The following is a 12648-nucleotide window of genomic DNA, read 5'->3' on the forward strand; positions in this document are numbered from 1 at the left end:
CTCAACTCCACTGCCTTTTGTTTAAATTCTAAAGTGTAATGTTTGGGTTTACTTCTCATAATTGCTAAGTTAATAACTAGCAAGCATATTCTCTCATCTTTATGTCCAGTCTAATATAGGAAGTCCAACATTGTCGAAAAACGATTCTAGGTCGATATCTACAATGTACTGATACCCTTGATTGATATTGGTTAAGGATTGACGCATGGCTTGGTGGGCATTGCGCTTAGGACGAAAACCGTAACTGTGTGCTTGGAAATCTTGTTCGAATATGGGCTGCAGTACTTGCTGTATCGCTTGTTGAAATACCCTGTCTACAACTGTGGGAACACCCAGAAGACGTGTCTTTCCGTTGGATTTAGGTATTTCAATGCCCAGTATGGGAGCGGGCTGGTAATTTCCTTCTCGGATACCTTGAATGTACGCCTTTTGGTGCTTCTGTAAGTCTGGCAGTAAATCGTTTACCATTTTACCATCAACCCCTGATGCGCCTTTGTTGGCGTATACCCGTCGGTACGCTTGTTGTAGGTTTTCGTTCTTTAATACGTTTTCTATCATACTAATTTGTTAACTGTTCCGCTTGTGCTATGGCTACACAATGTCTAGGTGACTACCTTTAACAACACCTTGCTCCATAGCGCATTAAGAACCATTTTCGTTTGGCCCTTCGTACTGTTCCAGCAAATAGTACTACTATGACCGCTGCTGACTTCTCCACTATGCCAACCCGTGGCTGCGGAGACCTCCCCAGGTAAGAGCATCCTCTTTCTTCCGATTCCTGCCATATCTACTACTTCGGTGCTTATCTATAAAAGATATTTTGGACTTTGCAGTTATGTGCCTACTCATCCGACCTCATAGCCTCGGTATATGGTTCGTGTTCCTCAGTACCGAAATTTGCAGTCTCGCTTCCTTCTGTCCCAGTCTCACAACTGGCAACCTTGCGACTTGCTAATGGTTCAAGGCGTTACCCCTGCCCATAAGGGACTTGCACCCTCTAGAAAAATTCGTACATTAGCACGAATGAATGCCCATGCTGGGCACACACAACGTATAAAATTAATTGCTAGTACAAGCCTATTTACGAAAATCCTCGCGGATTTTCTATTCGGTCTGTATTTGCTAAATTAGGTGCTTAAACCACGCAACTAATCTTATACAAACACGTTGCCACACATTTGAGAAAATTACGCTGAAATTGAAAAAAGAATACATTTTTAAATCTGAAAGACTTGGATTTCGCAATTGGGACGAAACTGATTTGACCGAATTTGCGATAATAAATGCGGATTTGGAAGTGATGGAACATTTCCCAAAACCATTAACAGAAAAGGAAACAGTGGAATTTATCGACCGACTTAAAAAACACTATACAAAAAATGGATTCAATTACTTCGCAACGGAAATTTTAGAAAGCGGAGAATTAATCGGATTTATTGGTTTGGCATTTCAAGAATATAAAACTGACTTTACACCTGCTGTTGACATTGGTTGGCGATTAAAAAAAAGTGCTTGGGGAAAAGGGTATGCAACCGAAGGCGCAAAAAAATGTCTTGAATTTGCATTTAACGAACTGAATTTAGATAAAATCATTTCCACGTGTACAGAGAAAAATTCTAAATCGGAAAACGTGATGAAAAAAATCGGAATGGAAAAAATCGGAGAATTTAAACATCCGAAATTGAAAGAATATCCCGAATACGAAAAATGTATTTGTTACGAAATAAATAAAAACGTGTGGCAACAACGTGTCCTATAATTAATGGCTAGTAATCTCCTACTTACGAAAATCCTCGCGGATTTTCTATTCGGTTTGTATTTGCTAAATTAGGTGCTTAAACACGCCACTAATCATACACCAACCGTTGTGGTGCATTTAAGAAATGGAGAACTTAATAGAAAAATCTGTTGAACAAATAAAAGACCGAATTGAATTTTGGTTCTTAAAATATTTCAATAAAACCAAAACGGATTTTAATGGAAGTGAGATTTTTACACTATTCGAACTTCTAAATGCGGAATTACGAGCCGAACTTAAAAAACGACTGAATTTATACCCAAATGAAATTCCTGTTTTAGTTTTAAAAATTTCAAAATCGGAGTTTATAATTAATACAACCAAAAAGTTTGTCCGAATTAACTCAGATTCGACTGAAATAATTGATTACGCAGAGTTTGAATGGCATAATGGATATAAATCATTTGTTGTTGACAAGGAGAAAAAGATAATTACTAAACACGATGGACATTTTGCGGAATTTGTGTAGCCTATCCCATTTTTAGGGAAGGCTACAGTAAGACCAAACAAGCATAACCTATAATCATTATTTTAAACTAAATGAACCAGAGCAACACCCATACCATCATTTTAATAGCATTATTGCTTATCCAAACTCTGCCCATGTTTGCCCACCCAACAGGAAACATGATAACGGTTGGAGATCATGTTCTTTGGTCGTATATAAACCCCATAGACGACCCAAACCATAAGGCTTGTATAATGATTTGGGACAAGGGTTCGAAACCCAAAGTATTTATCCAGTCTACATATTCGGCAAGCGATTTCATGCTATACAACAACCAAAACGAAATCTATATTGTAGAAAGAAGGTACTTGCAAGCAACACAAAGTTTTGAAGTTCGGGTTTTAAAAACAACGGTCGACACAACACCTAAAGTAATCTGGAATTGGTTTAAGGATGAATGGCGAATTGGTGAGGGTGGATTTTTTATGCTTTCCGACAATCAAATGGTCTTTGGCAAGTACCCCGACATATATACCCTAAAAAAAGGCGAAAAGCCGATAACATATTTTGAATTCGACCATCCCATTAAAAGAATAAGGCCTGTCCAAAACAATCAAATCCTTCTATTGGGCGACAATGGCTGTTATTTAGTCCAACAAAATGGAACCCTTTTAAAACAATGGCCCAAGTTGATAGATACTAATGTGAAAAATGCACCCTTAAACAGAAACCAAATATTCGATGCCGATTATAAAAACGGCAAATTACTTTTTGCCTATTGGGGCAAGGGTTCTTTCGAACTTGTGGATGAAAATGGAAACCACCAAACTGTATTAAAGCAAGAAAAGCCTCTTACTCCACATTGGGTTGCTTTTCTAGATAATGACATGCTATTGTTCTCGTCTAAACTGGTTTTTAACGGAAGCACTCCAAAACCTTATTTGGTCTTACTAAACACGAAAAATCATAAAAAGATATTGTGGAGCACACCTTTGTAGCCTTCCCTAAAAGCATGTCCGACTAAACAACTAAAATTTATCGAGAGTCTAATAATGGCTTACTGAAGCAGACAAAACTGTTAATTAAAAGGCCGAAACCGCATAAAACAATAAACTCAATTAAAACAAACACTACTTTTAACCAAATTTTAGGACGAGACATTTTGACAAAACAAAAGTTGTCCTTATTATTCGTTTTTTAATCCTATTAATTACTTGCACCTTTTATATAAAGGTTAGACAGCACTAACAAGAGACGGTATACCACGCTTAAAACGTATATGAAAACATATTTGCAACATCCATTTTTTGTCTTATTCTTAATAGCAACAACCCATATTGCCGTTGCGCAAGTACAAAACATTGAAATTATTGGTACTTTGGAAGAAGAAGAAACCGCCCAACCCATCCCTTATGCCACTGTTGCCGTCTATAACACAACCACCAAAGAGCTCATTACAGGAAATACTACAGGCGATCGCGGTAAGTTTAGAATAACAATAGCCAAAGCAGATTTCTACCTGGAAATTAGTTTTATGGGCTATAAAACAAAAACCATTACCAAGTATTCGGTCTTCAATGGCAAGGTAGATTTAGGCTCAATACAGCTCTCTCCAGACCGCCAGGCCCTTGACGAAGTGGTTGTAACTGGCGAGGTTTCCAAAACCGTTTTTAAGCTGGATAAGCGCGTATTTAATGTAGGCACAGATATAAGCAGTACAGGCGTAAGTGCCCTTGAAGTCCTAAACAATGTGCCATCGGTAAATGTTAGTATAGAAGGAGATATAACTTTACGCGGCAGTGGGGGTGTGCAAATCCTTATCAATGGGAAACCTTCGGTACTGGCAGACCAATCGGGTAATGCCCTGGGTACCATTACCGCCGATATGATAGAAAGCATAGAAGTTATCACCAATCCCTCAGCCAAATATGAAGCATCCGGTACATCGGGCATTCTGAATATTATTTTAAAGAAAGAAGAAAAAGAAGGTTGGAACGGTTCTATTTCCATTAACACCGGAACGCCAGACAACCATAGCATTGGTGGTAGCTTAAACCGTAGGACCGAACATTTTAACCTGTTCACACAGTTTGGTGCAGGATACCGTTCATTGCCAAGGGATACCAAGGCCATTAACCGAAACCTAACCAATGATGAAACTGTTTTTAGCAATGGTGAGGAGTTTAGAAACGAAGCTTTTTTTAACATTACCCTTGGAACAGACTACCACTTAAACCAATACAATGTGTTTACGCTGTCGGGGAACTTTGCCTATGAGATCGAAGATCAACCCTCTAAAACCAATTTCAGTTTTTTTAATGGCAACGATTTGGTTTCCCGCTGGGTAAGGAATGAAACCACCGATGCCTACAATCCTAAATGGCAATATGAATTTAATTGGAAAAAAACCTTTCAGAATAATGAAGACCACACCTTTCAACTAAGTGCTTTGGGAAGCTTTTTCGGAAAGGATCAATCCTCCTTATTCACCGACACCACACTAGAAGGTGATAATGTAGATAGCAATCAGCGTACCGCCACAAATTTTCAACAGGCCGATTATACCTTTAAAGCCGATTACGTCAATCCGCTTACCAAAGAATACACTATCGAAACAGGAGCTCAATACGTTATTAACGATGTTGGTAACGATTTTGAAGTCCGGGATTTTATAAATGGCGATTATGTTACCAATGAAGACTTAACCAACAATTTTGAGTGGAACCAAAAAGTATTGGGCCTCTATGCTACAGGAGCTTACGAGAATGATATCTGGGGCGTAAAACTGGGGCTGCGCATAGAAAACACAGACCTTAGCACACTGTTAACGAATACCAACGAAGCAAACTCACAAAATTTCACCAATTTATTTCCCACGTTACACACATCGTATAAAGTGAGTGAAAACGTTTCGTTTCAAGCAGGTTATTCAAAGCGTATTTTTAGACCACGCCTGTGGGACTTAAACCCCTTCTTTAATATTAGGAACAATTTTAACGTTAGGGTTGGCAACCCCGATTTACAACCAGAATTTACAGACTCTTATGAGCTAACAAGCATTTATAAAATTGGCAAGGCCTCCATGAGCTCTAGCCTATACCATCGCTACACCACCGATGTTGTTGAGCGCGTCTCCTCTTTTGAAAATAACGTCACCCTAACCACACCCCAAAATATTGGCACCAGTGCATCCTTAGGCTTTGAGACCAATGGCAAATACAATCCTACCAAATGGCTTACGCTAACAGGTGATTTTAACTTCAACTATTTTGACCGCAAAGGAACTTTCGAAAACCAAACTTTTGACTTTACCGGTAGCCGATGGTCTTCCCGCTTAGGCTCAAAAATTGGATTGCCCGCCGATATCGATCTGGAATTAACAGGAAACTACAGTTCAGGGTTTGAAACCATACAGGGCGAACAACGTGGTTTTACCTCTTTGGATTTCGGGATTAGAAAAAAAATATTAAAAGGAAAAATAGTGGCCAATCTAGGCATTAGGGATGTCTTTGCCTCAAGAAAGCAAGAACGTTTTGTAAACCAACCTACTTTTGAAACTTACGATTATGGGCTTCGCGGACGCTTCGTTACTTTTGGTATAAGCTATGGGTTTGGTAAAGGTGAAGCCATGACCTATTCCGGAAGAAGGCGATAATATTATATTAAAGGCTATTAAAAACCAAATAAACTTCTAGCATGTTGAAGCTATAAAACACTGTTCTAATGAACGAACTAAGAAAGTTTATTGAAACCATTGCGCCAATGGACGATTCCGATTGGCAATTTTTTGCTTCAAAACTTCAGAAGGTAACACTTAAAAAACACGACATCCTGTTAAAAGTTGGAGAAACAGAAAACCACTTGTCCTTTATATCGAAAGGCATTGTTAGGTTCTATATTCCAAAAGTTGAAAACGATCTAACCTTTGGGTTTCTGTTCGAAAATGAATTCGTTACAGCTTACGATTCGTTTATAACGCGAATGCCTTCAGCATATCAAATTGAAGCCCTAACAGAAACCACCTTATGGAAAATTTCGCATGCAGACTTACAACAAGTCTATAAAAAAACAACCAGTGGTAATATTATAGGCCGAAAAATGGCCGAAAAGATGTTTTTAATTAAATCGGAAAGAGAACTTTCCCTATTAAGCAAAACAGCCGAAGAACGCTATTTGGATTTATTCGCTAACAGGCCCAAACTGCTACAACACATTCCACTAAAATATATAGCCTCTTATATTGGTGTAACACCACAGGCCTTAAGTAGAATAAGAAAGCGCATTAGTTAACCTGGGTTCATTGTTTTTATTTTGGTGTTTTCTAACCTTTGTATTTCAGTAATTAGAAAGCCACATGAAACCATTAATTGTTCTTTTATTAAGCTTCACATGTTCCATTTTTATAATTAAACAGGTAAAGAAAGCATACGATTTTGCCCTATCGGCAAGAATAGCCATGGCCATAATGTTAGTGTTTACAGCAATAGGCCATTTTGCTTTTACCAAAGGCATGGCCATGATGGTTCCTAAAGGCATTCCTTTTAAAGAACCTATTGTATACCTAACGGGATTATTTGAAATCTTACTGGCCATTGGACTTCTTATACCCCGATTAAAAGTAATAACAGGATCGGCACTCATTATATTTCTATTGCTCATGCTACCCGCTAATATTTATGCGACCATAAACCATGTGAATTATCAAAAAGGTACTTTTAACGGCCCTGGAATTGCCTATTTATGGTTTAGAATCCCATTACAAATATTTTTTATTATTTGGGCTTATCTCTGTACTTTCCGAGTTTAACCGCATACCTCATTATTTCCTTAAGCACACCCGCCAATTATAAGGAGCAAGAAAAGGCGAAATATTTGTATATTATTCCATAAAAATTATACAGCAACTAAATATGAGCAGTAAACAATTAGTGGAGCAGTGGTTTGAAAAATGGCGCCAAGGGGATTATCTTAATTTACCTATTTCTAAAAGTTTTAAGCACATCAGTCCGTTTGGAACTATTAATGGCAAAAAGGCTTATCTAGATTTGGTTGAACAAAATCAAGACAAATTTTTAGGCTACGTTTTCGTGATTCATGATGGCTTGTACAGCACCAATAAAGCCTGCGTAAGGTATACAGCCAAACAGGGTGAAAATTTTAACTTGGATGTAAGCGAATGGTATTATATTAAGAACCATTTAATTGAGGAGATTTACGCTTATTACCATATAGGCGACATTCAAGAAGAACGAAAACTGTTAAAAAAATAAAAAACCGCTGTGCCTTTTCGATGAAACAAGGCCCCAAATGTCAGTTCGAGTGTCCGTCTTTGGCGGGACGTATCGAGAACTATTTCAATCGTAAAATCAACTCGAACCGACGGAGTTTTATCAAAGTGAACAATAGATAAAAAAAGCATACACTATTAATAACCTAGCTTAATAAAATGAAACTTAAATCCATTCCCTTTATAATTTATTGTTGCTTATCATTATCGGCCATAACTAGTTTGGCACAAGACAAACAGCACCCAAACGTTATAGTAATTATAACCGACGACCAAGGGTATGGAGATCTGGGCGCAACAGGAAACCCTCACGTAAAAACGCCTGTAATAGATCGGTTTTCCCGCGAAAATATTCGTTTTAATAATTTTTATGTCTCCCCAGTTTGTGCCCCTACCCGTTCAAGTCTCATGACCGGTCGATATTCCTTGCGAACAGGAATACGAGACACATACAATGGTGGAGCAATAATGGCTTCGAACGAGGTTACCATTGCCGAAATGTTAAAGCAAGTGAACTATAAAACCGGAGTTTTTGGCAAGTGGCATTTGGGCGATAATTACCCCAGCAGGCCAAGCGACCAAGGCTTTGATGAATCACTGATTCACCTTTCGGGAGGCATGGGGCAAGTTGGTGATATTACAACCTATTTTAAGGGAAACACAAGTTATTTCGATCCCGTCCTTTGGCACAATAACGAAAAAAAACAATTTAAAGGCTATTGTTCCGATATCTTTGCAGATCAAGCCATTCAGTTTATTGAAAGTAACAAAGACGCTCCCTTTTTCTGCTACCTCGCCTTTAACGCGCCACATACGCCTTTACAGGTTCCTGAAACTTACTACCAACAATATAAAGACATTAATCCAGAATCTGGTTTTGATAATGATAACAAGCCCTTTCCAAAAATGACGGAAAAAGATAAAGAAGGTGCTAGAAAAGTATATGCTATGGTAAGCAACATTGACGATAATATTGGCAAGCTTCTAAAAAAATTGGACGCCCTAGCTATTGCCGATAATACCCTTATTATTTTTATGACCGACAACGGCCCCCAACAAACCAGATACGTTGGTGGTATGAGGGGGCTTAAAGGCAATGTTTATCAAGGGGGTGTTCGCGTACCATTTTATATTAAACTCCCTGACACACTCAATAGAAATAAAGATATTGAAACCACTTCGGCCCACATAGACATTATGCCCACAATTGCCGAGTTATGCCATGTTGAATTGCCCAAAAACAAAAAAATTGATGGCAAAAGCCTGCTTCCACTTATGTTGGACGAAAACGTGGATTGGGCTAACAGATCCTTGTTTTTTTATTGGACAAGGCGGTACCCAGAATTATACAACAACATAGCCCTGTTAAAAGGACACCACAAGCTAGTGGGGCATACAAATTATAATGCCTCGGTATTTGACTTTGAATTGTTCGATCTTAAAAAAGATCCTTACGAACAAAACAATATTGTTTTGGACCATAAAATTATTGCTACCAACCTCAAAAAGGAAATCGACAAAACCTATAACGAATTAATAACTTCTGAAAACCTTATAAACCAACCCCGTATTATCGTTGGAAGCAAAAGCGAAAACCCCGTTTACCTAAATAGAAATGATGCCGGAGGACAACGCGGTATTTGGGCCCAGGAAGACATCTATGGCAAATGGAAAGTCACCATTAAAAAAGGACATTACAACATTAAGTTTAAATTCATTAAGCCCGTTAAACCAAATGGAAAAATGTATTTAGAAACAAACACATTAGTAAAACAAATGCTTAACGTAAAGGAAGAAACCGATGTTATTGAAATGAAAAATGTTTTTTTGCCCGATATGGATTGCGATCTGATTCCGTTCTATGCCCATGGCTCAAAAAACAGCTTACCCTTTTGGGTTGAAATGAAAAAAATGGATTAGCCCCTACTTGGAATTAAGTCAATCCAATTATCACCTTAAACAAAGCCACTAAAAGCTATCTGTTTTTATTTCAGACCACTTAGTACCAGTACAGGAATACTACTATGGAAATCCCTTTTTAAAATGGTGTTTTTTTCCCATTTCTTAACAAAAAAGCCCCTTTTTCGTCTTACCACACAAAGCATATCTGGGTTGTGGGACTGAAAATGCTCCAATACCCCTTGAAAGGTTGTGGCATTTTCGGTTTTGGTAACCTTACTAATAACAGTATTCAAATCTTTGGACACATCAAAATCGCCATCATTATAATAAGGCGTCTTTACCAATAACAAATCTACCGTAGCATTAAACCGCGCTTTAATAGCTTCTAAAGGATTAAGCACATTGTCCTTTCTTATGATTGCCGATTTAATGGCCATTAAAATGTTAGAAGGTTTAGAGAATTTGTATCCTTCGGGCACAATAAGGGCAGGCACATCCATTTGTTTGATGATTTTTCCTGACGTTTTGCCCAAATACACCTCATCCTTAATAGAATTGGTTCGTGGCTCAATTAAAACCAAATCAACATCGGCTGCCTTACAGGCCAATTCCAATGTGTCGATTAATTTTCCTTTTAAGGTTTTAACCACAACATCAACCCCTTTGATATCGATTTGAGATACCAAATCATTCAAAAACTCCAAACTTTCACGCTCAATAATATGGTCCACCTTAATCATGGTACCAGCCTTGGTATAAACATTATAGACTTGTACGACAAAAAGTTTGGCCCCAAATGCTTCGGCAAAATCTACAGCATATTGCAAATGGCTTAATGCGTTTTTAGAAGACCCTACAGGAACTAAAATGTTTTTCATGAGCTTTAATTTAGTGTTTTTGGACATTTCGCCATAAATCATTTAAAACGCCATATTTACCGAAATGCAATACAAAAGTACATGAAATTTTTCATTCGGCTTCTGTGAATTTTTAAATCGAAAAATTATATGGACTAACAAGGAAGTTACTTAACATCCCAAAACAAACCCTTCCCTTGTATAGAGAAGGTGGGTTTAATTTCGTTAGGAAGATCAAAGACGGAAGGTTAAAAACCAAAACTTGTCATTAACTAAAATATTGTTTTCTAAAGTACAATAATAACAAACCATAATGTGCCTTAATAAACCTCCTCGTCTTCATCCCATTAAATTGTGATGAATCCACTCCTCCTTAAAAAGGAGGAGAATTATTATTGGAAAACCATTCCTTCCCTTAGCTAATGAGCATTGGAAATACGATTACTGTAGATAAAACTAAATTTTGTAATTTTTAATTCAAAAATTTAGTTCTTTACAGTAAATAAATTAAAATGATTCGCAAGGGAACAGCTCAAGATATCGATAACATCCTATTGCTCACAAAAGCCTGCGCAAAGGACATGATGTCGAAAAACATTTTTCAGTGGAATGACGTATATCCAAACAAATGGGCTTTTCTAAAAGATGTAGAACGTAACGAACTATTCGTTTTGGAAACCGAAGAAAGTATCGTTGGATGCATTACCATTTCAACTTATATGGATGAAGAATACAACCCGATCTCTTGGTTAACACCCAATAAAAATAATATTTACATACACCGCCTAGCTGTTCACCCCAACCATCAAGGCAATGGCTATGCACAGCAACTTATGGATTATGCCGAAGCCCATGCCATAAAAAATAACTATAGCTCTATAAGATTAGACACGTTTTCACAAAACCCTAGAAACCTAAAATTTTACGAACTTCGCGGCTATAAAAAATTAGGGGAAATTTACTTTCCTAGGCAAAGTGAATACCCCTTTTATTGTTACGAATTAATCCTGTGAGCACGACCATAAGTTTTAAACATATCAATAAACTGGCCATACCCGCTTTAATTTCTGGGGTGTCGGAACCCATTTTATCATTAACCGATGCCGCCATTGTGGGAAACATTAGCGTTAATGCCACAGAATCGCTTGCAGCTGTTGGTATTGTAACAACATTTATCTCTATGCTTATATGGGTGCTCGGACAAACACGAAGTGCCATTTCATCCATTGTCTCACAATATGTAGGAGCCAATAAACTGGAAGAGATTAAAAATCTACCGGCCCAAGCAATCTTTATTATCACTTCCTTGAGCTTCATTTTAATTGCCACGACCTACCCAATGGCAAGGACTATTTTTAAGCTGTATAATGCCTCTAACCTTATTCTGGACTATTCGGTTGTATATTATAAAATTCGTGTGCTTGGGTTTCCATTTACCCTATTCACCATTGCCATTTTTGGAGCTTTCCGTGGGCTGCAAAACACCTATTACCCTATGCTCATTGCCCTTATTGGCACCATAACCAATATTATATTGGATATCATTCTGGTCTATGGTATAGAAGGATACATCCCTGCCATGCAAATACAGGGCGCTGCATATGCCAGTGTTATTGCCCAAATTGCAATGGCTGTTTTCTCAGCTTACTATTTGTTGAAAAAAACAGATATTCCTTTAAAACCCAGTTTTCCGTTTAATAAAGAAATAAAACGTTTTATGCTTATGATTCTTAACCTATTTGTTAGGACCATAGCATTAAATGTAACACTTTACTATGCCAGTGCCTTTGCTACCAGTTATGGGGCTGCATATATAGCGGCTTACACCATAGCCATAAACCTATGGTTTTTAGGTGCTTTTATTGTTGATGGTTATGCTAGTGCCGGCAACATCTTATCGGGTAAATTATTGGGCGCAAAGCAATACCATTTACTTATCCAATTAAGCAACAAGCTCATTAAGTATGGCATTATTATAGGCCTATTGCTGGGGTTTTTAGGTGCTTTGCTCTATTATCCTATTGGAAAAATATTCACTAAAGAACCCGAAGTATTATCCACCTTTTACAATGTTTTCTGGATCGTGTTGCTTATGCAACCCTTCTGTACATTGGCCTTTATTTTTGATGGTATTTTTAAAGGCCTGGGCAAAATGAAGTATTTACGTAACGTGTTACTGTTTTCTACCTTTGTGGTGTTTGTGCCCATTTTGTTTTGGCTGGATAGTTTAGACTATAAATTATATGCCATTTTTATTGCCATAACCTTATGGATAATTGCTAGGGGCGTTCCCCTAATCATAAAATTTAGAAAAACCTTTATCCCGCTATTGCAAAACGGTTAACTTTGTACCATC

General features: G+C 37.7%; 12 protein-coding genes. 10 read left to right on the plus strand and 2 right to left on the minus strand.

Annotated elements, in window-relative coordinates:
* Positions 1–99: 99 nt before the first annotated feature.
* On the minus strand, positions 100–558 hold the full coding sequence (locus tag MR062_RS05950) for a reverse transcriptase domain-containing protein (RefSeq protein ID WP_242203176.1): 459 nt from the start codon (positions 556–558) through the stop codon (positions 100–102).
* 640 nt (positions 559–1198) lie between these two features.
* Here MR062_RS05950 and MR062_RS05955 point away from each other — a divergent pair.
* The 8 genes from MR062_RS05955 (at position 1199) to MR062_RS05990 (ending at position 9453) form a co-directional block, all read left to right on the plus strand.
* On the plus strand, positions 1199–1759 hold the full coding sequence (locus tag MR062_RS05955) for a GNAT family N-acetyltransferase (protein WP_242203177.1): 561 nt from the start codon (positions 1199–1201) through the stop codon (positions 1757–1759).
* 124 nt (positions 1760–1883) lie between these two features.
* Complete coding sequence (locus MR062_RS05960) at positions 1884–2267, plus strand: hypothetical protein (protein WP_242203178.1); 384 nt, start codon at positions 1884–1886, stop codon at positions 2265–2267.
* A gap of 71 nt (positions 2268–2338) precedes the next feature.
* On the plus strand, positions 2339–3244 hold the full coding sequence (locus MR062_RS05965) for a hypothetical protein (RefSeq protein WP_242203179.1): 906 nt from the start codon (positions 2339–2341) through the stop codon (positions 3242–3244).
* Positions 3245–3525: 281 nt separating this feature from the next.
* Positions 3526–5901: an outer membrane beta-barrel family protein gene (locus MR062_RS05970; RefSeq protein WP_242203180.1), complete on the plus strand. Its 2376-nt coding sequence runs from the start codon at positions 3526–3528 to the stop codon at positions 5899–5901.
* A 68-nt stretch (positions 5902–5969) separates the two neighbouring features.
* Positions 5970–6536 (plus strand): Crp/Fnr family transcriptional regulator, encoded by a 567-nt coding sequence (locus MR062_RS05975; RefSeq protein WP_242203181.1) that lies wholly within the window; start codon positions 5970–5972, stop codon positions 6534–6536.
* Between the two features lie 64 nt (positions 6537–6600).
* On the plus strand, positions 6601–7053 hold the full coding sequence (locus MR062_RS05980; RefSeq protein WP_242203182.1) for a DoxX family protein: 453 nt from the start codon (positions 6601–6603) through the stop codon (positions 7051–7053).
* A gap of 103 nt (positions 7054–7156) precedes the next feature.
* Positions 7157–7516, plus strand: coding sequence for a nuclear transport factor 2 family protein (locus MR062_RS05985; protein WP_242203183.1), 360 nt, complete (start codon positions 7157–7159; stop codon positions 7514–7516).
* Between the two features lie 176 nt (positions 7517–7692).
* Positions 7693–9453 carry an arylsulfatase gene (locus MR062_RS05990; protein ID WP_242203184.1) on the plus strand — a complete coding sequence of 587 codons (1761 nt, stop codon included), beginning with the start codon at positions 7693–7695 and terminating at the stop codon, positions 9451–9453.
* Between the two features lie 65 nt (positions 9454–9518).
* Here MR062_RS05990 and MR062_RS05995 read toward each other — a convergent pair whose 3' ends face one another.
* Positions 9519–10313 (minus strand): universal stress protein, encoded by a 795-nt coding sequence (locus MR062_RS05995; RefSeq protein ID WP_242203185.1) that lies wholly within the window; start codon positions 10311–10313, stop codon positions 9519–9521.
* Positions 10314–10804: 491 nt separating this feature from the next.
* Here MR062_RS05995 and MR062_RS06000 point away from each other — a divergent pair, with 491 nt between their 5' ends.
* Complete coding sequence (locus MR062_RS06000) at positions 10805–11305, plus strand: GNAT family N-acetyltransferase (RefSeq protein WP_242203186.1); 501 nt, start codon at positions 10805–10807, stop codon at positions 11303–11305.
* A complete protein-coding gene (locus MR062_RS06005; protein WP_242203187.1) occupies positions 11302–12636 on the plus strand; it encodes an MATE family efflux transporter in 1335 nt (444 codons plus the stop codon). Before MR062_RS06000 ends, MR062_RS06005 begins: the two co-directional genes overlap by 4 nt.
* Positions 12637–12648 lie beyond the last annotated feature (12 nt).

This window comes from Aestuariivivens insulae (assembly GCF_022662195.1).
Taxonomy (GTDB): domain Bacteria; phylum Bacteroidota; class Bacteroidia; order Flavobacteriales; family Flavobacteriaceae; genus Aestuariivivens; species Aestuariivivens insulae.